The 18,418-nt window shown below is 62.1% G+C and carries 20 protein-coding genes; 3 read left to right on the top strand and 17 right to left on the bottom strand.

The annotated features are described in order from the left end of the window. Nucleotides 1–68 precede the first annotated feature (68 nt). The 10 genes from trbL to K3F49_RS33835 form a co-directional block, all read right to left on the bottom strand. Nucleotides 69–1,298 carry a P-type conjugative transfer protein TrbL gene (gene trbL / locus K3F49_RS33880; RefSeq protein WP_234685207.1) on the bottom strand — a complete coding sequence of 410 codons (1,230 nt, stop codon included), beginning with the start codon at nucleotides 1,296–1,298 and terminating at the stop codon, nucleotides 69–71. After that, nucleotides 1,295–1,678 (bottom strand): putative entry exclusion protein TrbK-alt, encoded by a 384-nt coding sequence (trbK-alt, locus tag K3F49_RS33875; protein ID WP_234685206.1) that lies wholly within the window; start codon nucleotides 1,676–1,678, stop codon nucleotides 1,295–1,297. Before trbK-alt ends, trbL begins: the two co-directional genes overlap by 4 nt. Next, complete coding sequence (gene trbJ / locus K3F49_RS33870) at nucleotides 1,678–2,409, bottom strand: P-type conjugative transfer protein TrbJ (RefSeq protein WP_234685205.1); 732 nt, start codon at nucleotides 2,407–2,409, stop codon at nucleotides 1,678–1,680. Before trbJ ends, trbK-alt begins: the two co-directional genes overlap by 1 nt. Then, nucleotides 2,406–4,847, bottom strand: a complete 2,442-nt coding sequence (gene trbE / locus K3F49_RS33865; RefSeq protein ID WP_234685276.1) for a conjugal transfer protein TrbE — start codon at nucleotides 4,845–4,847, stop codon at nucleotides 2,406–2,408. Before trbE ends, trbJ begins: the two co-directional genes overlap by 4 nt. 10 nt (nucleotides 4,848–4,857) lie before the next feature. Then, nucleotides 4,858–5,121: a VirB3 family type IV secretion system protein gene (locus tag K3F49_RS33860; RefSeq protein ID WP_027534830.1), complete on the bottom strand. Its 264-nt coding sequence runs from the start codon at nucleotides 5,119–5,121 to the stop codon at nucleotides 4,858–4,860. After that, on the bottom strand, nucleotides 5,121–5,462 hold the full coding sequence (locus K3F49_RS33855; protein WP_452101142.1) for a TrbC/VirB2 family protein: 342 nt from the start codon (nucleotides 5,460–5,462) through the stop codon (nucleotides 5,121–5,123). Before K3F49_RS33855 ends, K3F49_RS33860 begins: the two co-directional genes overlap by 1 nt. Further along, nucleotides 5,459–6,379, bottom strand: a complete 921-nt coding sequence (gene trbB / locus K3F49_RS33850) for a P-type conjugative transfer ATPase TrbB (RefSeq protein ID WP_249795052.1) — start codon at nucleotides 6,377–6,379, stop codon at nucleotides 5,459–5,461. The genes K3F49_RS33855 and trbB overlap by 4 nt, the downstream gene beginning before the upstream one ends. 200 nt (nucleotides 6,380–6,579) lie before the next feature. Continuing rightward, nucleotides 6,580–7,008, bottom strand: coding sequence for a CopG family transcriptional regulator (locus K3F49_RS33845; protein WP_234685203.1), 429 nt, complete (start codon nucleotides 7,006–7,008; stop codon nucleotides 6,580–6,582). 6 nt (nucleotides 7,009–7,014) lie between these two features. Then, entirely contained in the window at nucleotides 7,015–8,997 is a 1,983-nt protein-coding gene (locus tag K3F49_RS33840; RefSeq protein WP_234685202.1) for a conjugal transfer protein TraG, read from the bottom strand. A 32-nt stretch (nucleotides 8,998–9,029) separates the two neighbouring features. Further along, nucleotides 9,030–10,793: a DUF3363 domain-containing protein gene (locus K3F49_RS33835; protein ID WP_234685201.1), complete on the bottom strand. Its 1,764-nt coding sequence runs from the start codon at nucleotides 10,791–10,793 to the stop codon at nucleotides 9,030–9,032. A gap of 261 nt (nucleotides 10,794–11,054) precedes the next feature. Here K3F49_RS33835 and tnpA point away from each other — a divergent pair, with 261 nt between their 5' ends. From tnpA to tnpC, 3 genes are all read left to right on the top strand, one after another. After that, nucleotides 11,055–11,930 (top strand): IS66 family insertion sequence element accessory protein TnpA, encoded by an 876-nt coding sequence (gene tnpA / locus K3F49_RS33830; protein ID WP_234685200.1) that lies wholly within the window; start codon nucleotides 11,055–11,057, stop codon nucleotides 11,928–11,930. After that, nucleotides 11,927–12,280, top strand: a complete 354-nt coding sequence (gene tnpB / locus K3F49_RS33825; RefSeq protein WP_234685199.1) for an IS66 family insertion sequence element accessory protein TnpB — start codon at nucleotides 11,927–11,929, stop codon at nucleotides 12,278–12,280. The genes tnpA and tnpB overlap by 4 nt, the downstream gene beginning before the upstream one ends. Before the next feature lie 69 nt (nucleotides 12,281–12,349). Beyond that, entirely contained in the window at nucleotides 12,350–13,885 is a 1,536-nt protein-coding gene (gene tnpC, locus K3F49_RS33820; RefSeq protein WP_234685198.1) for an IS66 family transposase, read from the top strand. A 68-nt stretch (nucleotides 13,886–13,953) separates the two neighbouring features. On the opposite strand, the gene K3F49_RS33815 is transcribed toward tnpC, so the two are convergent. The 7 genes from K3F49_RS33815 to K3F49_RS33785 form a co-directional block, all read right to left on the bottom strand. Beyond that, nucleotides 13,954–14,673: a lytic transglycosylase domain-containing protein gene (locus tag K3F49_RS33815; RefSeq protein ID WP_234685197.1), complete on the bottom strand. Its 720-nt coding sequence runs from the start codon at nucleotides 14,671–14,673 to the stop codon at nucleotides 13,954–13,956. 236 nt (nucleotides 14,674–14,909) lie between these two features. After that, nucleotides 14,910–15,422, bottom strand: a complete 513-nt coding sequence (locus K3F49_RS33810) for a S26 family signal peptidase (protein ID WP_234685196.1) — start codon at nucleotides 15,420–15,422, stop codon at nucleotides 14,910–14,912. Beyond that, nucleotides 15,419–15,883 carry a DUF2840 domain-containing protein gene (locus K3F49_RS33805; protein WP_234685195.1) on the bottom strand — a complete coding sequence of 155 codons (465 nt, stop codon included), beginning with the start codon at nucleotides 15,881–15,883 and terminating at the stop codon, nucleotides 15,419–15,421. Before K3F49_RS33805 ends, K3F49_RS33810 begins: the two co-directional genes overlap by 4 nt. Nucleotides 15,884–16,179: 296 nt before the next feature. Further along, nucleotides 16,180–17,061, bottom strand: coding sequence for a replication initiator protein A (locus K3F49_RS33800; RefSeq protein ID WP_234685274.1), 882 nt, complete (start codon nucleotides 17,059–17,061; stop codon nucleotides 16,180–16,182). A gap of 22 nt (nucleotides 17,062–17,083) precedes the next feature. Further along, on the bottom strand, nucleotides 17,084–17,365 hold the full coding sequence (locus K3F49_RS33795; protein WP_234685194.1) for a helix-turn-helix transcriptional regulator: 282 nt from the start codon (nucleotides 17,363–17,365) through the stop codon (nucleotides 17,084–17,086). 134 nt (nucleotides 17,366–17,499) lie between these two features. After that, the gene (locus tag K3F49_RS33790; protein ID WP_234685193.1) at nucleotides 17,500–18,009 is read right to left on the bottom strand and encodes a DUF2285 domain-containing protein; all 510 of its coding nucleotides are present in this window, start codon (nucleotides 18,007–18,009) and stop codon (nucleotides 17,500–17,502) included. A 67-nt stretch (nucleotides 18,010–18,076) separates the two neighbouring features. Further along, nucleotides 18,077–18,271, bottom strand: coding sequence for a transcriptional regulator domain-containing protein (locus tag K3F49_RS33785; protein ID WP_200471987.1), 195 nt, complete (start codon nucleotides 18,269–18,271; stop codon nucleotides 18,077–18,079). Between the last annotated feature and the right edge of the window lie 147 nt (nucleotides 18,272–18,418).

Raw genomic sequence — 18,418 nt, 5'->3', positions numbered from 1 at the left:
TTTGAACTTGGCTGGTCAGTCCTGTGGTCATATTCGCACGGCTTCTCAGCAAACGGGCACTTTGACATCTAGCGCCCTCCGTCAGACAGATCGATCGAGCTGCCACTTCCACCATGGTCTCCCGACCGAACGGCATGAGTTGCCGCCGAAACTCCATGGCTGATTGTCTGCGCGCGCTTCATGCGCTGCGCCCAATCCGGCGGACCTTCGCCCGAGTTGACAGAGGTGGTGCTGGTGGACCGGCTGCCGCTATGGATCGCCGCGGAGGCTCTGCGGAGCGGACTGACAGAAGCTGAAGCAGCAGCCTCGGCAACACCACCTATGCCGCCGCTCCGGTAGGCGGCCGCCGCGCCGCTTGCGATCGCGCTGCCGCCCCGCGCCGCACCTGCGATCGCTCCGCCGGCGAGACCGACACCGCCGGCGGCCAGACCGGCTCCTGCTGCAGCCATCCCGCCGGCCGCAAGTCCCGTACCGACCGCGCTGCCCGCACCGAGTTGCGGACCACCAGATACCAGCCCGTTCGCGATTCCGGGTCCAAAGATTCCAAGACCCAGAAGCGACAACGCGGCCAAGACCAGAGTCATGGCATCTTCGATCGTCGGCTGGCCGCCATTGAAGCCGGAGGTGAACTGGGAAAACAAGGTCGAGCCGATACCGACGATCACGGCCAGCACCAGCACCTTGATGCCGGACGACACGACATTGCCAAGGACGCGTTCGGCCGCAAACGCCGTCTTGCCGAACAGCCCGAACGGAAGCAGCACGAACCCTGCCAGCGTCGTCAGCTTGAACTCAATCAGTGTGACGAAGAGCTGGATCGCCAGAATGAAGAAGGCGAGCAGGACGACGGCCCAGGCGAACAGCAGGACCACGATCTGGACAAAGTCCTCAAAAAAGCTGATGTAGCCCATCAGGTTTGAGATCGAATCCAGGATCGGCCGGCCGGCATCGAGCCCGACTTGTGCAATTTTTCCGGGGTGAACGAAATCGCCTGCCGAAAGGCCCGTACCTGAGGCCTTCAATCCGAGACCGGCGAAGCTTTCGAAGACGATACGGGCGAGATTATTCCAATTGCCGATCAGGTAGGCGAAGACACCGACGAACAGGGTTTTCTTGACGAGCCGCGCGACGATGTCCTCATCGGTGCCCCAGCTCCAGAACAGCGCGGCCAGGGTGATATCGATCGCAGCCAGCGTTGTCGCAAGATAGCCCACCTCGCCGCCAAGAAGCCCAAAGCCATTGTCGATGTAGCGGGTGAAGGTCTCGAGGAACTGATCGATAATTCCCGTGCCCGTCATTGATTACCTCCCTCGGGTGACGCGACGGAGGAATCGCCTTGAGGCATTCGGCTCTGATCTTTCGGCGCTGACAGCAACGGCGAGCTGGCTCGATCGTTGACAGCGGAACCGGTCGCGCTCACCCCTTGGCCGAAGAACCGGCGCCGGTTCTCGGCCCAGATCCTTTGGCAATCCTGATACGCCGGAGAATGCTCTGACGTCACAGTACGGCAGCGGGTGAGATCGGATTCCATTTGGCTGCTGGCTGTTGCGCTCGATGGCTTCGGACTCGTGACTTTGTCCGGACCGCGTAGCTGGATCGTGCATGCGACGATGAGCGCCGTTCCGCCAATCGCCGTGATGGCGAGCGACAATGCTTGGAACGCCTTTTGATTGCTCATCAATGAAACATCTGCACGTTGGAGGATTGATAACCCTGACCGCTCGTAAGAAAGCGCCGAAGCTGCTCGCGAGCTTGGTCCTGAGCAGCGGCGCGTCGGGCAGATTCCAGAGATTGAGCCCTGCCCTGCGCCGCCATGGCCGCAGTCAAGTCGGCGAGCTGCTCTGCCTGGAGTGCGAGGATCTGGTTCCCGGCTTGCGTGGCCTGCAGGGCCCCGCTTGCACCCTGGCTTGAGCTTACCAGTGCCGAGGTCTGAATGCGGTTTGTGTCGAGATTTCCGACAACGCCGGCTTGCACACGAAGTGCGTCCTGAAATCCCGCGACCGAGTCCTGCCAGCGCGATTGCGCACCTGCGATCAACGCTGAATCGGATTGGCTGGCGGTTGCCGGTCCGTAGCTGGTGGCGAAGGCCCGATCGATCTGCTGCACGTCATAGCCGATGCGCTGGGCCTGGCTGAGAAGCTGCTGGGTGCGTTGAATGGAGCTCTGGAGCTGCTGCAGCGAGGAGTATGGCAGGCTTGCCAGGTTCTTCGCCTGGTTGATCAACATCTGCGCCTCGTTCTGCAACGAGGTGATCTGATTGTTGATCTGCTGCAGCTCTCGTGCCGCGGTCAGGACATTCTGGACGTAGTTGTTGGGATCAAAGACGATCCATTGCGCCCGGCTGGGCGCGGTTGCCAGAAGCGAGACAGCAACGATGCTGATCGCCAGGCCGAGACGACGACGGCTCATTGCGACTTCTCCAGATTGCCAAGATTGGGAATGAGGTCCACGGCCCAACCGGCTCCGCGGTGCTGGAGCCAAGCAGGCACAAAGGCTTCGCGGCCGTGCTCTGTGACCAATCGGTCGATTGCGGCCTGGTCTGTCTTGGAGGATGCAGCCGCAAAGGCGAGCGCGACTTCACCGAGCCCGAGCTCGAACATGCGGTTGCCGCGGCGGGATTGGCAGTAGTAGTCCCTTTTCGGCGTCGCGCGGCTCAAGAGCTCGATCTGGCGATCGTTGAGCCCAAAACGGCGATAGATCGCGGTGATCTGAGGCTCGATCGCCCGCTCGTTCGGAAGAAGCAATCGCGTCGGGCAACTCTCGATGATGGCAGGAGCGATGTCAGATCCATCGATGTCCGACAAAGACTGTGTGGCGAACACCACAGACGCGTTCTTCTTGCGCAGCGTCTTCAACCATTCGCGGAGCTGGCCGGCAAAATCCGCGTCATCAAGCGCAAGCCAGCCTTCGTCGACGATCATGAGCGTCGGCCTGCCATCGAGGCGGTCGCCAATGCGGTGGAACAGATAGGCCAGCACCGCGGGCGCCGCGTCCGTTCCAATTAGTCCTTCGGTCTCGAACGCCTGGACCGCCCCCTCGCCAATTCGCTCGAATTCTGCATCGAGCAGCCGCCCATAGGGCCCACCGAGGCAATAGGGTTGCAAAGCGCGTTTCAGGGTCGTCGACTGGAGCAGAACGGACAGCCCTGTCAGGGTCCGCTCCGGGAGGCGCGCTGAAGCAAGGGAGGTCAGCGCGGACCATAAATGATCCTTCGCTTCCGGCGTGATCTCGATCTTCTCGCGGGCAAGGATCGAGGCAACCCAGTCCGTGGCCCAGGCCCGTTCCGCCGTGTCGTCGATCCAGGCCAATGGCTGCAACGCGACCGGTTCGGACGCGTCTTGCGACAGCGCGCCGCCGAGATCGTGCCAATCGCCGCCCATAGCGAGGGCTGCCGCCCGGATTGAGCCTCCAAAATCAAAGGCGAAGACCTGAGACTGGGGATAGCGGCGGAACTGGAGCGCCATCAGCGCCAGCAGGACCGACTTGCCGGCACCGGTCGGGCCAACCACAAGCGTGTGTCCGACGTCGCCGACGTGAAGCGCGAAACGGAAGGGAGTTGACCCTTCCGTCTTGCCAAAGAACAGGGGCGGAGCGTTGAAATGATGATCACGCGCCTCTCCGGACCACACGGCCGACAGCGGAATCATGTGAGCAAGGTTGAGGGTCGAGAGGGGCGGCTGCCGGACGTTGGCATATACCTGTCCAGGCAGGCTGCCGAGCCACGCTTCGATAGCGTTCACCGTCTCGATCATGCAGGTGAAGTCACGTCCCTGAATGACCTTCTCGACGAGCCGCAATCTCTCGTCGGCCGAGCGCGCATCTCGGCCCCAAACGGTTACGCTCGCCGTCACGAAGGCCTCGCCGATCTGGTCCGAACCAAGCTCCTGAAGCGCCGCGTCCGCATCCATCGCCTTGTTGTGAGCGTCGGTATCGAGAAGCGAGGAGGCCTCGTTGGTCATCACCTCCTTCAGGATCGCGGCGATTGACTTCCGCTTGGCGAACCACTGCCGCCGGATTTTCGTCAGGAGCTTTGTCGCATCCGTTTTGTCGAGCATGATCGCCCGGGTCGACCAGCGGTACGGGAAAGCGAGACGATTGAGGTCATCGAGAATTCCGGGCGTGGTCGCTGTCGGAAACCCGATGACGGACAGAACGCGCAGGTGCGCCGCGCCCAACATCGGCTCGATACCTCCGGTTAAGGGCTGGTCAGCGAGCATCGCGTCGAGATACATGGGGATCTCGGGCACGCGAACCCGATGCCGTTTGGTCGAGATCGTCGAATGCAGGTAAGTTAGCGTCGCCTCGTCGTCGAGCCAGGCGCATTCAGGCATAACGCCCTCGACAAGCTGCAGCACGCGATCGGTTCGATCGACAAAGCCGCTGAGCACTTCGCGCGCGTCGGCACTTGGCGTGCGACTGCTGCCTTCATAAAGAAGCCGCTCCGCCCTGGCCGCATCCTCGGCCGGCGGCAGGTAGGCGAAAGTCAGGTAATAGCTCGAGTCGTAATGGGCGCCCTCTTCCTCAAACTGCGCCCGGCGCTCGGCATCAACCAGCGCGGATGCGACGTCCGGAAATGTGTTAGGCGGATACGCTCCTGCGGAATGGCGCTGCGCCTCCACAAAGACGGCCCAGCCGGATCCGAGGCGGCGCAGAGCGTTGTTGAGACGACCGGCCACGGCCACGAGCTCGGCCGGAACGGCACTGTCGAGGTCTGGTCCGCGGAATCTGGCCGTTCGCTGGAACGAGCCGTCTTTGTTCAACACAATGCCCGCGTCGACCAGGGCCGCCCACGGCAAGAAATCGGCAAGCCGCGTGCTCGATCGGCGGTATTCCGTAAGATTCATCATGGAAAGAGCTCTAGATGTTGAGATGGGCTGGGACGCGCAGGTGACGGCGCACCACTTCGACGAACGCGGGGTCTCGCTTGGCGGCCCATACAGCCGCCGCGTGCCCAATGGCCCAGAGCAGGAGACCGGCGATCCACAAGCGCAATCCGAGCCCAAGGGCTGCGGCGAGCGTCCCGTTGACGATGGCGACCGACCGGGGTGCTCCGCCCATCAGGATCGGCTCCGTCAGAGCCCGGTGCACCGGCGCGATAAATCCTGCGACGGGCTCGTCCATCACACCACCACGCCGCCGCCGAATGAGAAAAACGACAAGAAGAAGCTCGAGGCTGCAAACGCAATCGAAAGCCCGAACACGATCTGAATCAGCCTGCGAAAGCCGCCCGAGGAATCGCCAAAAGCAAGCGTCAGGCCGGTGACGACGATGATGATGACGGCGATGATCTTGGCGACCGGTCCTTCAACTGACTGCAGGATCTGATTGAGCGGCTGCTCCCATGGCATGTTGGAGCCGGCGGCCCAGGCGGGCGGACTCATGAGCAGGACCGCACCCAGCGCGGCGATGGAAACGCTCCAATGCGGAACTCGGTTTCGATTGCTCATGTTTCGATTGCTCATGTGAAGTCTCCTGCTGGTGAAAGGCTGTAATCCCCGGCCGCTCCGAGGCCGTTGACGCGCGCGAGTTCGGCAAGCCGGCGCTCGGCACCGCGCCCGGACAGGACCGCAACGACGTTGATGGTTTCGGCGATCAGGGCGCGCGGCACGGTCATCACGGCTTCCTGGATGAGCTGCTCCAGCCGGCGTAAAGCGCCGAGCGCAGTGCCCGCATGGATGGTGCCGATACCGCCGGGGTGACCGGTTCCCCAGGCCTTGAGCAAATCAAGAGCCTCAGCGCCCCGCACCTCGCCAATGGGAATGCGGTCTGGACGCAGTCGAAGTGAGGAGCGCACGAGATCCGAGAGCGAGACCACGCCATCCTTGGTGCGCAGCGCGACCAGATTCGGTGCTTTGCATTGCAGCTCGCGGGTGTCCTCGATCAGCACGACCCGGTCACTGGTCTTCGCGACCTCGGCAAGCAATGCGTTTGTGAGCGTGGTCTTGCCCGTTGATGTGCCGCCAGCGACCAGGATGTTTTTGCGCGAGGCGACGGCCTGGCGCAGTGACATGGCGTGATCGGCCGTCATGATGCCCGCCTTGGCATAGTCGTCGAGCGTAAAGACCGCGACGGCGGGCTTGCGAATGGCGAACGCTGGTGCCGCGACGACAGGAGGCAACAGGCCTTCAAACCGCTCTCCGGTCTCGGGGAGTTCAGCAGAAATGCGGGGCGCGGCGGCGTGGACCTCGGCCCCCACATGATGTGCCACCAGGCGAATGATGCGCTCGCCATCGGCGGCGGAGAGTTGTTCACCTGTATCAGTCAGTCCGCTGGAGAGCCGGTCGATCCACAATCGGCCGTCAGGGTTCAGCATCACCTCGACGATCGCATCGTCTTCGAGGTAGCGCGCGATGGCGAGCCCCAGCGCGCTGCGGAGCATCCGCGCGCCGCGCGAGATCGCCTCCGACTGAAGAGAATGGATTGCCACTGCCTGCCCCCACCGATCGAGGGCTAAAGCAACGCCCTCGGATGGGGATGATTAGAAAAACCACCAAGGACCTTCCTGCAACAAGGCGATCATCTTCGTCGTAGCCTGGCGTAGAAAGAGAAAGGCCGGAGCAGCCAGCAAGGCTGGCGCAATCATTTGGCGGAAGCCTCGGGCTCTCCACGAGCGATATCGTCCGGAATCTCCCGCAAGAAGCTTTGGCCCTTTTGCAGGCGGCGGCCCAATGTCTCGACGAAGCCTTCAAAGCGCTCACGTCCCTTGATCTGAGCGGCGGCCTGGGCTTCGTTCGGCAAGGGAGGCGTGATCGTCAGCCAAAATCGAACAAACAGGGCCAAGGTCTCGGCTGTCAGTCCGACATCCCGCTCAAGTCTCTGCACTTGCCGGGACAACCGGTCGAGACGGCGGGCGAACGCCGCCTCTCTGCGATCCACTCCATCGGGTGACAGAAACGTGACGACGGCCGCCTCGACGATGGCTGATCGCGACAGGTTTTTGCGATCGGCAAGGTCGGAGATCTCCTTCAGAAGCTCCGGCGGGAAATACACGTTCATGCGGTTGCGCATGGGACCTCAGAGATCAATGCCATCGTTCGGGTCAAGCGCCGCCTGGCGGGCCACGCCACGCATCTGCTGGCGAAGAAGCCGGGCTTGACGCACGGCCTCATCGTCGTCGTCCAGGACGGCAAACTCTTCTGTCGGCGTCACATCGGTTGTCTCTTTGACGATGGCGACGTGGTCAGGAAGCTCGGGTTCCCGGCGCAGACCGCTGTTGGCGGCATCGGTTTCGGAGTCTTCGGTCTGGACGGTTGCGTCATTCCGCCCGGGGAGCTTGAGGCTGGACCAGCTATCTTCCCGGGAAGACCGCCCCAGCCTGGCCGGCTCTGGCGGTGAGAGAATGCGCTCGGTAAAGCGCCTATCTTCGTAGTAGCGCACCTTCCTGGCTCGGATCGGCGCCGTCCCGGCCACCATTACGATTTCGTCGGTGGGAGGAAGCTGCATCACCTCGCCGGGCGTGAGCAAGGCGCGTGCGGTCTCCTGCCGCGAGACCATCAGATGGCCAAGCCACGGGTTCAGCCGATGGCCGGCATAGTTCTTCATGGCTCGCATCTCGGTCGCAGTCCCAAGCGCGTCCGAAACGCGTCTCGCGGTCCGCTCGTCGTTTGTTGCGAAGCTCACGCGGACATGGCAATTGTCCAAAATCGCATTGTTGGGGCCGTAGGCCTTCTCGATCTGGTTCAACGACTGCGCGATCAGGAAGGCCTTGATCCCGTATCCGGCCATGAACGCGAGCGCCGACTCGAAAAAATCGAGACGTCCCAGGGCCGGGAACTCGTCCAACATCATCAGAACGCGGTGGCGCCGGTTCTTGGCTTGCAGATCTTCGGTGATGCGACGGCCAATTTGATTGAGCACGAGACGTATGAGCGGCTTCGTCCGGGAGATGTCGGACGGAGGCACGACAAGATAGAGCGTCGTCGGACGAGCATCGGCAATCAGGTCCGCGATCCGCCAGTCACATCGGCTCGTGACCTGCGCCACCACCGGATCCCGATAGAGTCCAAGGAACGACATCGCGGTCGAGAGCACGCCAGAGCGTTCGTTCTCAGACTTATTCAGCAGTTCTCGCGCGGTTGAGGCGACAACCGGATGTGGCCCCTGCTCACCAAGGTGCGAGCTTGTCATCATTGCCTTCAGCGTGACCTCGATTGGGCGCTTTGGGTCCGACAAAAAGGCCGCGACCCCGGCGAGCGACTTGTCAGGTTCTGCGTAGAGGACGTGCAGGATGGCTCCGACAAGCAGCGAATGGCTGGTCTTCTCCCAGTGGTTCCGCTTGTCGAGCGACCCTTCCGGATCGACCAGCACGTCCGCAACATTCTGGACGTCCCGAACCTCCCATTCGCCGCGGCGTACTTCGAGAAGTGGGTTGTAGGCAGACGATTTTGGATTGGTCGGATCGAACAGCAACACCCGGCCATGTCGGGACCGAAACCCGGCCGTGAGCTGCCAGTTCTCGCCCTTGATGTCGTGCACGATTGCCGAGTCTGGCCACGTGAGGAGGGAAGGAACAACAAGGCCAACGCCCTTGCCGGACCGGGTCGGCGCAAAGCAGAGCACATGCTCCGGTCCGTTGTGGCGAAGGTAATCCTCCGCCAGCCTACCAAGCACGACCCCGTCCCCACCCAAAAGTCCGGCCGCCTGCACCTCCCGCGGATCGGCCCACCGCGCCGAGCCGTAGGTCTGGACATTCTTGGCCTCGCGCGCCCGCCACACCGACATGCCGATCGCGACCGCGATCGAAACAAAGGTCCCCGAGGCCGCGATGAAGGCACCCTCGACAAAGACCTGAGGCGCATAGGCGTCGTAGACGAACCACCACCAGAAGAAGACGGGCGGGTAATAGATCTTGAAACCCGACAACTCGAACCAGGGCTGCCCAAGCTCCGGCTGATAGGCGAGGCGCCAGGCCGTCCACTCGGTCGCACCCCAAATAGCGAGCAAGACGATCAGGCCGACGACAATCACCTGTCCCCACAGGATTTTGGTTCCGGACATCCCGAACACCTTTCGAGCAATTGACAAGATAGCTACAGGCTGAGGTCGCGCTTCCGGCCGAAGCTCCATTCGATCCCGCCGCCCTCCTTCGTGGTGCCGGCAACGTGCTGGCCCAACCTTTTCTCGAGCTCGCGCGACCAGGGCACCAGCTGAAATCCGAGCCCGTCATCGATCATGGCGAAACGCCCCGAGGCGAGCGTCAACCGCTGACGATACGTGCCCGCCACGTGCTCGCCGGCGGCGCCCTTCACGTGGGGCAGGCCGGTCTCCGCCGAGATTCTTGCCGCCACCTCGTCCAGTTCGCGTCGGCGCAACGTGTTCAGGAGATCACGCTGGAAGGTGATGCGCTGGCCCTGCCGCCGCGCCAGACCTTCCCGAACCAAATGCTCGGTGCGAGCTTCGAGAGCGTCGCGCGTCTGGCGACCGAAGCCGCCCATGGCGAGCGGCATGGTGCTGGATTCCACCAACCGGTGGTCGAGCCAGGTGGCGCCTTTCGCGGCGACCTGCTCTCCAAGATCGAGATCAGAACGGGCGGCAAGGACCAATGTCGGACGCGGATCATCGGCCGGACCGAAGCGCCGGACCTCGACGATACCGCCGACGGATGGTGCATGTTCGAAAGCTTCGATTCCTCGGAACCGGACGTGGTGCGCGCGCCCGTCTGTTCCGTCGATCAGGGCGTAGGCCTCGCCGGTCAATTCGTCATGCAATCCTCGATCGACCAGTCGCCCGATAATCTGGGACGTCGGCTGTCCACCTTCGATGACATAGTCGGCAACCCCGCGCGCCTCCCCGCGCTCGCCGAAGGCGCGATGCATAGTCTTGATTATGTCGCCGCGCATGCCGAGGTCGCGGAGATTGCGTTCAGCCTCGAGCCCGACCATCCACTCCCCTGGCGCAGCTGACGCAGCAAGGCCCATCTTCTCAAGGTGCTGAAGGCGGCCGACCATCAGGCGCCGGATTTCGGGATCGGAGCTGCCGGGATTCTCGGGGCGAAGATCGATATAGCCGGTTTCGTCGGCTGCCAGCCGAATCTCCTGATCGAGCCGTGTCCATCGCTCTGCAGTGACTTCCCTTTCCAGCGAATTGCGGATTTCATGCTCCGGTCTTGGACCGAGTTCGATGGCGACCAACTCCTCGGCGCGTGAGCGCAGGCCGCGGCTGATGTAGTCGCGGGAGATCACGAGGTCTGCGCCTGTCTCATCGACTCCCCGAACGAGAAGATGGACGTGAGGGTTGTCCGTGTTCCAGTGATCGACGGCCACCCATTCGAGCCGCGTTCCGAGATCGATCTCCATCTGCTTGGCCAGATCACGGGTGAAGGCCCTGAGGTCAGTCATGTCGGCGGCATCCTCGGGCGAGACAATGAATCGAAAATGATGGCGGTCACCCTGGCATCGTTCTGCGAAGGCCACGCCGTCAGCTCGATCGCTGCCAGCATCGAACATCTCGGCCCGCTCGCCGTTCCGGGTTACTCCGTCGCGCTTGAGGTATGAAAGATGAGCCGTCAGCGGCGCCGAGCGGAACGAACGTCCCTTGTGACGCACGATGCGCGCCTTCACCACAACGCGCCGCGTCGGGCTGAACAACCGGCTGCGGCCAAAAGCGAGCCGGCCCCGGCCAAACGTCGAGCGCCCATAGCCCGCGGAAGAACGCCTGCCAGCAACGTGAGCCGAGGAGTGTCCGGCTTTCCTTGCGGCGCGCAACACCTGATTGATGAAGCTCTTTGGCTTGGGAGCCTGGGTGCTGCGTATGCGCCCGGGCCGAATGCGCAGATCGCTGTCGCCATTGGTCACTGCCAGGCCTCCGGGCGATCAAAAGCAGTCACAGTGCCGAAATTGTCATTGATTGCATTCGTGAAAACGCACGGCGCGGCACGCGCCCCGACCGACCGGCACGCCAGGACCCAAGCCATGTCAATGGCTTGCGGTCCGACAGGCGAGCCCCTTTTATCTCGCCGTCCTGCTGTCGTGTCGTAAGCGTCCGGATCCCGCACGACTTTCCGAGAGTGCGTTGTCGTTCCATATCGGGTTCCTTGCTGCATTGGAGGATCTCCGGTGGGTACGGAATATTTCAAGAACGAAGCGCGTCGCTCTTTTTGGTCGGTCCACGTTGAGGCGTGGCGGCGAAGCGGTCTCAGCAAGCGGAAATATTGTCGTCAGCATCGTCTCAGTGGCGGCACATTCGATCGCTGGCTGCGGCATCTGATTGACGCTGAAACGCTGAAAGTACGTGCGGAATTGCGTCGCGAGGAACGTCGGGAGCGGCACCGCAAGAAGCGTGCTCCAGTGTCGAAGGACCTCCGCTGCAGAGGCGTCCAAGCGTTCTGGGCAATGCACGTTGAAGCGATGAGGTGGTGCGGACTGAGCATGCAAGCCTACGCCCGGGCACATGGCATATCGCAGCACAGCCTGAAGCGGTGGCGCGATCTGATCGACGCCAATGAGGTGCAAATCGACTGGCGAACGCAACTTCATCCGAGTGCCCGCCCATTAATAAGCACTAGTGTTAGCAGCGCTGCTAAGGGGTCTTGCGCCAGAAGCCGCTTGACAGTTGCACCAACCGTCGATCCGCCGAGCGACGAACGCGCCAACCGGCGTCGCTTCAGTGAGGAGGAAAAGCTCGCGATCGTGACCGAGTCCGAGCTCCCCGGTGCCACCGCTGCCGAGGTTTGCCGGCGCCACAGCATCGTAACCAGCATGTTGTTCCGGTGGAGAGTACAGTTCGGGTTCAGCAAGCGAGTGCCGGCGAAATTGGCGGCTGTGAAGGTCGCTGGCGCACAATCCGCAACGCTCATCCTGAACGATCTATTGCAGCCGCCTGACGGCATGACGGTTGTCGAACTGCACGATGGGCGTCGCGTCTTCGCACCGATCGGCAGCGATCCGGATGCGGTTCGTCGCCACGTCATTGAGCAGGAGACAGCCCGATGATGATCGTGCCGGCCGGCGTGAAGGTGCACCTGGCTTTGGGGTATACCGACATGCGGAAGGGCCTGGATGGCCTCGCCGCGCTCGTTCAGGAACACCTCAAGAAGGATCCATTCTCCGGCCACTTGTTTGCCTTCCGAGGCAAGAAGGCGAGCACGCTGAAGATCCTGTTCTGGGACGGCAATGGGCTTTGCTTGTTCAGCAAGAGGCTCGATCAAGGCGGCTTCATCTGGCCGAGAATGAGCGATCCCGGCGGCACGGTGACGCTGTCTCCAGCACAGCTTGCCATGCTGATCGAAGGCATCGACTGGCGCACGCCGGAACGTCGATGGCGCCCGTCCATCGCGGGCTGAATTGCAAAAAACAGCATAAAATATAGGGAATCTGCTTCGTCGAATCAGCATGCCCGAGTAGAATCGGTCATGCAGCTCGACCTCAACAATCTGCCGTCGGACACAGCGCTTCTGCATCGCCTGGTGCGCGACATTGCCTCGGTCATCGCGCATCGGAACAGCGAGATCCAGCGTCTTGAAGCGATCATCAAACAGCTTCAGCGCGCACAATTTGGGCGTCGTTCCGAGCGTCTCGACGCCGCTCAACTCGCCCTTGGGCTTGAAGACCTGGACATCGATCTGTCGGCTGTCGAGGCAGATCAAGCCTTGGTGGAGGTGTCCGCGCCGACGCAGAAGCTGCAGCCGAAGCGCAAACCGCTGCCGGATCATCTGCCCCGCGAAGAGGTCGTGCTCAACGTCGATAGCGAAAGCTGCGCCTGTTGCGGTCGCGCGCTGCATGCGATCGGTGAGAGCATCAGCGAGATGTTGGACTGGGTGCCAGCACAGTTGCGCGTGGTGCGCGTCTGCCGTCCGAAATATGCCTGCCGCGGCTGCGGAACGATCATCCAGGCTCCGGCGCCTGAGCGACCGATCGCCGGCGGTTTGGCCACGCCAGCCCTGCTCGCGCAGGTGCTGGTCAGCAAATATTGCGACCATACACCGCTCTATCGACAGGCGCAGATTTTTGCCCGTCATGGCGTCGAATTGGAGCGCTCGACACTCGCCGGATGGGTTGGCGGCGCGTGCTGGTGGTTTGAGGCCCTGCACGACCGGCTGTGCAAGCACATCTTCTCGTCGGATCACCTGTTTGCCGACGACACTCCAATCCCTGTGCTCGATCCGGGCCGAGGCCGCACCAAGATCGGACGACTGTGGGTGTATGCCCGCGAACAACGCGGCTGGGCTGGGCCGGAGCCGCCGGCAGCAGTTTATGTGTTCGCGCCCGACCGGAAAGCGGAGCGCCCGGCGGCGCATCTGACGCACTTCAAGGGCGTTCTGCACGTCGACGGTTACGCGGGATTCGAGCGGCTGACGGTTGCCGGAAAGATCACTCTCGCCGCCTGTTGGGCGCACACCAGGCGCAAGTTCTACGAGGTTGCGCAAGCCGAGGACACGCCCATCGCGCACGAGGCCCTGCGTCGCATCGCTAGCCTCTATGCTGTCGAAGCGCAGGTGCGTGGTCAATCGCCGGCGCTTCGGCTGGCCGCGCGGCGCGCCCTCGCCAGGCAGATCGTTGACAGCCTTCGCCTTTGGCTCGAGGTGCAGCTTCCGCAACTGCCCGGGCGCGGCAATCTCGCCGAAGCGATCCGGTATGCCCTGTCGCGTTGGGATGGATTGACCCGCTTCCTGCACGACGGGCGCATCGAACTCGACACGAATCCCGTCGAGCGGGCGATCCGACCTGTGGCGCTCGGCCGCAAGAACCATCTGTTCGCCGGTAGCGATGGCGGCGGGGAACGATGGGCAATCCTCTGTTCGCTGATCGAAACGTGCAAGCTCAATGACGTCGAGCCTTACGCATACCTGCGCGACGTGCTCACGTGCATGGTCGACGGACATCCGGTCAACCGTCTCGACGAACTGCTGCCGTGGACCTGGAAACCGACGAATCATGTCAATACCTGACCAACGTGCAAGAGCCGGACGCTAACGTCGTGTCTTCCGACCGTCCTCTCCTATCCGCCCATTTCTCTCTACGGCACGCTAATGCATGCGCGCTTATGCATTCGCTCATCGCCGACCTCCCGCAACAAAGCTCGCGGAAAAAAGCCCGGTTGCTTGGGGTACGATGGCTGAAATGTCGTGTGCAACGCCCGCGATCGGAGTGTGATCCAGCATGAGGCGCGCTGCGCCGACGTGATGCTCTTGAGGCTTTCGGACCGCACAGCGAATAGCGTCGCTCCCGACGGCTGCAACCTGGCGACCGCCGCAGGAGCGGAAATATCGCTGCCGATCGTTGGTGCAAGCTTCTGCAAATAAGCTCGGGTTTCAGCAGGCAATGCTCGACCAGCGAGATGTTCTTCGTAGCGACCAGGTCCCGCATTGTAGGCTGCGAGGAAGCCCGCCGAACCGTATCGGTCCTGCAGTTCCCGGAGATAGGCCGCACCAGCAAGGATGTTGTCGTGGGGATCGTAGGGATCGTTGCCAAGCTGGTATCGCAGGCGCAGCTCGGCCCAAGTCTGCGGCATGATCTGCATCAGCCCCATGGCACCTTTCGGAGATTTAGCCCACACGTCTCCAGCGCTCTCGACTTCCAAGACGGCGCGTATCCAGTACACTGGTAAGCCGAAGCGCCGCGAGGCCTCGTTAATAATCGGCGCAAACGGTTCGCTGGTTTGAGAGCTCGCTGTATGCTCTGCCGATCGTGTCTCGGCGAAAGCCGCAGCATCACTGATCGTCAGTGCGAGGAACAACGGCACGACCGAGCGAAGGCTTGTTTCGGCTGAACGCCAGCATGCCCTCGTGTTCGTGCTCCTCCGGGGTAAGGTCTCGTGGCGCCGGCTTGTCGGCCGCCTGCGAACAAATTCCGGGGCAGAGTCCGGACTGGCCCTGCGCGCGACAGCTCCACGATCGTTGGCCGGGACGGAGGAACGGTGGAGCATTCGGTCGACCAGCGGAATAGCAGATCGGAATCCCAACACGCGCACGCTCAGTCCTCCCAGGCCCACACGGGGAGCGCACGCCCAAGGACGGCGGATGCCGGCAGAAAGCCGAAATATCTTCCGTCCAGCGAGTCGGCGGATTGCCAGTTCATGACAAAGAGTTCGCCCTCGCCGACGACGCGGCAACCCTGCCATTTCGGGAGGGGACGGCCGCGGCCATCGCGATCTCTTGCCTCGCCCATTTCGATCGCGTCGACGGTCACTGCGAGCCCGGTTCTACAGACGGTCTGCCCCGGAAGTGCCAGCACCCGTTTGAGCATCGGTATCCCGGCCGGCAGATAGCCGCTCACGTCGAGGAAGGTTGCAAGCGGCTCCGGCGGCTGAATGGCGAGCAGCTCCGTCACGAACAGCTTTTCCGCAGGTTGCAAACGATACAGGCCGATTGGCACGCTGTCAGATGCATTCCAGACGTAGAGTGGCGTCAGGTCGAGACTCTTTGGTGCGAGAAGAGCAGCAGCGCCGCCGAACATCGTGACCAAGGTCTTCCAGGAACCTGTCATCGCATGGTCCTCTGCCGTTGAAGCCACGCCTGGTGTCTCGCTTTTGTGTAGGGGCGGGGGTTTTCATTGACCGACATGCGGTTATGAACGTGATGCCAGTAATCGGGCGCAGCGTCCGCGGGATCGATGTCGAGCGCCTCGACTGCATCGATCAACTGAAGTACCCGTTCGACTTTGGGCCAGCCGGATAGGCGCAGGAGAATGTCCCCGCCGGGCTTCACATAGGGCACCGTGGAGCATCGTTGTCCCGGTGCCACCGCGCGCAGAATATCGATCCGTGAGATCGCCGTTCCGAAGTCGTTTGATGTCCAGCGTACGAACGCGAAGATGCTGCCGGGCGCAAAGGACTGCACGCGTCGGCGGCGATCGAGGATTCTCTCCTCGACGGAATGGCCGAACCGGATGCGGTTCTCAATGCGCTTCTCGAGCCAAAGGAGTTCGACTTCGGTGAAATTGTTCATGGTGCACTCCGAGTACAGAAAGGTTCTGGTTGCCTGGCGGGAGCGGAATTGCGACAGCGCGTCCTCGCCCTCGCCCTCACTGTGGCGAGGCAGAACAGGCGGACCGTGGTGGTTATCCTCATCAGGCCCGAAGGCGCGGTCCGTTAGAAGAAATCCGAAGGATTTCTGGTTAGAAGAGTTACGGCGGCTGGAAAGCGCTAAAGGCCAAGGACTTCGATCCGATTCCGGTCCCCGATAGCACGAGGGTCGGGTCCCTGATGGCACGAGGGTTGCGGTCCCCGATAGCACGAGCTGATTCACAGGTTGCCTCCCGATTTCGGAAGGAGATCGCGTCTGCGAAGCCTCTCGGTGAATGGATTGATGGGCGCGGGCGCGAACTTCAACCGCTCGGCGCCGTCGCGATCGCGCGTGAGCACGAGTTGGTAGCCAGGCAATGCCTGGCGCTGGACAATCTGGCGCACGTCGTATGCAAAATGCTTGAGAGGCGAGAGACCGCCGGACTTGGCATGGAGATGCACAAGATCGAAACTCCAGCCGCCCTGCTGCCGGCCGCCATGCTTGCGCACGAGGCGGTAAAGCCAGCGCTCAAGTCCACCCGTCAGATCGAAATACGCGCGATCAATCGTGAGCACGAGCGCGTCATCGATCACGCCGGAATAGAACCAATCGGGCAAGATCAGTTCGAGCCCGAACGGGCGTCCGTTTGCGTCAGCCGTCTCCTTCCATTCGTTGATCCACGAGAAACGATGCCGCCGTCGCACCGCAATCTGGCGAATTGACGTCAACACGGTCGTCGATTGCAACCTGTCGAGCCCCGCCTTCAGGCGGTCGTAGTCGCGCGAGCTGGTGCCACGGCCGGCGAACGTCAGAATCTCGTAAGGCGTTGCAGCCATCAGGCGCGACGTCTTCAAGCCGGCGTCACGGGCTTCGACGATCTGGGAAGCGGCCCAGATCAAAACATCCGCATCCCAAATGGTCGCCATGCCGTGTTCCGGCACCGCTTCGACCCGAATTGCGATCGCACCAGTACGAAAATCGATCGGCACAATACGCTTTGTTTTCGCGAGCGAGAAGAATGGATAAGCCATCAGATCCTGCGCGTCGCGGGGCGCGAGATCGCCGGGCAGTGCGCGGAAGAGTTCAAGCTGGTTGCGCTCGGAATGGTGTTTGCGTCGCATGACCATCGCTCTCAAACAGGGATCAGCGACGTTCCTGGCCCGCATAGCGGCGCAGCGTCGGGTGCTTCTTTGCGGGCAGCACAGTCCCTTTGCCGGGATCGGAGGTCGAGGTTTTGGCGCCGAGATCAGCCCATGCTTTCAGGTCATCTACGGCGTAGACGACACGCCCGCCAATCTTCCGATACGTCGGCCCGGTACCGTACGTGCGGTGCTTCTCCAGCGTGCGACCGGAAAGGCCAAGATAACGCGCGGCCTCCGATGTGCGCAGGAAGCGCGGGGGTAGGCCGGCCATCGGATCGGGCATTTGAGAACTCCAAGAGGACAGCGCACCGCGGATGGCGGCATCGGCGTGTATGCGGTCATCATGGAGAAGCAAGTTCTCGGAGGAGGATGCCGAATATCGGGGGGCGGATTTTCGGCACCCCCTGGGGGGCAGCGCTACTTGTCCCTGCGCCCGGGCCGCAGAAGTTTGCGATAGCCTCCGCGCACGAGCGCAAGGCCGCTTTGTACGAGGCGGATTGTTCGGCTGCGCAAATCGTGCGTTTTCCAGACGCGATCCGGCATACGCTTTTCGCCGAACAGAGCCTCTGCGATGCTGCGATAGGTCGCGCCGGCGAAATATGCGGCGACTGCGCGAAGGGCTGCGCATATTCGTTCGCGCCGCTGTTTTGACAAGCGACGGAAGGCAGGTCCTGGCGCGCGTCCATTCATCGCGCGCCATAGCCGCGTGGCAGCGTGCGCGCGCGCTTCGAAATCGCGGTCAAGCGGCAACTCAGCCGCATAGTAAGTGCCTGCGGTCAGCGGCTGTTTTGACCAGATGCGATGGTCAACCGAGCCGATGCGCAGCACCGCATGCCAACCGCCGGCGGCGCGGCACACCTGGCCGGCAGTAAAATCGAGCAGCGGCTGAGATGCTGATTTGTGAGAAAGAGGCGGCGCGGTTGTCACGGGGACAACGGACGCCAGAACCTCAGGTGTCCAAAAGATGACCTGTTCTTTGGAGGACTTTTGCGGGTCATGGGCGAAAGCAGATACCCCACCTCCTCCTGAATTCCTCGGTCACTTCGCCATCTGGGCTGTTCGCAATCATCGCTTCGTAGTCGCGTTGATAGTCCACGTTCATACGAAGGCCTTCCCAGGCGATGTGAGTGATCTCAGCATTCTCCAGGCTCTTAAACGAATCTGGCGATCGCCAGTCGAATTCAGGCATTGCTTCCGTCCCATTGCACGCAGCCAACAAAGATTGCGGCGCATTAGTTATGAACGAAGCGGTTGTAGGAAGCCTCTAGTTTGGCACCACGTGGTGCTTGAGAATGACCATCGGTTAGCGGGAGAAAGTCGTTTTAGCTGCAGGTCT

The sequence above is a fragment of the Bradyrhizobium monzae genome (assembly GCF_021458635.1).
In the GTDB taxonomy this organism is placed as follows: Bacteria; Pseudomonadota; Alphaproteobacteria; order Rhizobiales; family Xanthobacteraceae; genus Bradyrhizobium.
Note: the sequence above shows the minus strand (reverse complement) of the source record. Positions and strands in the feature narration are given on the sequence as shown.

Excerpts from the sequence above, each read along its gene's own strand:
- trbL (WP_234685207.1), bottom strand. The coding sequence starts at position 1,298 with ATGACGGGCACGGGAATTATCGATCAGTTCCTCGAGACCTTCACCCGC.
- trbK-alt (WP_234685206.1), bottom strand. The coding sequence starts at position 1,678 with ATGAGCAATCAAAAGGCGTTCCAAGCATTGTCGCTCGCCATCACGGCG.
- trbJ (WP_234685205.1), bottom strand. The coding sequence starts at position 2,409 with ATGAGCCGTCGTCGTCTCGGCCTGGCGATCAGCATCGTTGCTGTCTCG.
- trbE (WP_234685276.1), bottom strand. The coding sequence starts at position 4,847 with ATGATGAATCTTACGGAATACCGCCGATCGAGCACGCGGCTTGCCGAT.
- K3F49_RS33860 (WP_027534830.1), bottom strand. The coding sequence starts at position 5,121 with ATGGACGAGCCCGTCGCAGGATTTATCGCGCCGGTGCACCGGGCTCTG.
- K3F49_RS33855 (WP_452101142.1), bottom strand. The coding sequence starts at position 5,462 with ATGAGCAATCGAAACATGAGCAATCGAAACCGAGTTCCGCATTGGAGC.
- trbB (WP_249795052.1), bottom strand. The coding sequence starts at position 6,379 with ATGCTCCGCAGCGCGCTGGGGCTCGCCATCGCGCGCTACCTCGAAGAC.
- K3F49_RS33845 (WP_234685203.1), bottom strand. The coding sequence starts at position 7,008 with ATGCGCAACCGCATGAACGTGTATTTCCCGCCGGAGCTTCTGAAGGAG.
- K3F49_RS33840 (WP_234685202.1), bottom strand. The coding sequence starts at position 8,997 with ATGTCCGGAACCAAAATCCTGTGGGGACAGGTGATTGTCGTCGGCCTG.
- tnpB (WP_234685199.1), top strand. The coding sequence starts at position 11,927 with ATGATGATCGTGCCGGCCGGCGTGAAGGTGCACCTGGCTTTGGGGTAT.
- tnpC (WP_234685198.1), top strand. The coding sequence starts at position 12,350 with ATGCAGCTCGACCTCAACAATCTGCCGTCGGACACAGCGCTTCTGCAT.
- K3F49_RS33810 (WP_234685196.1), bottom strand. The coding sequence starts at position 15,422 with ATGACAGGTTCCTGGAAGACCTTGGTCACGATGTTCGGCGGCGCTGCT.
- K3F49_RS33805 (WP_234685195.1), bottom strand. The coding sequence starts at position 15,883 with ATGAACAATTTCACCGAAGTCGAACTCCTTTGGCTCGAGAAGCGCATT.
- K3F49_RS33800 (WP_234685274.1), bottom strand. The coding sequence starts at position 17,061 with ATGCGACGCAAACACCATTCCGAGCGCAACCAGCTTGAACTCTTCCGC.
- K3F49_RS33795 (WP_234685194.1), bottom strand. The coding sequence starts at position 17,365 with ATGCCCGATCCGATGGCCGGCCTACCCCCGCGCTTCCTGCGCACATCG.
- K3F49_RS33785 (WP_200471987.1), bottom strand. The coding sequence starts at position 18,271 with ATGCCTGAATTCGACTGGCGATCGCCAGATTCGTTTAAGAGCCTGGAG.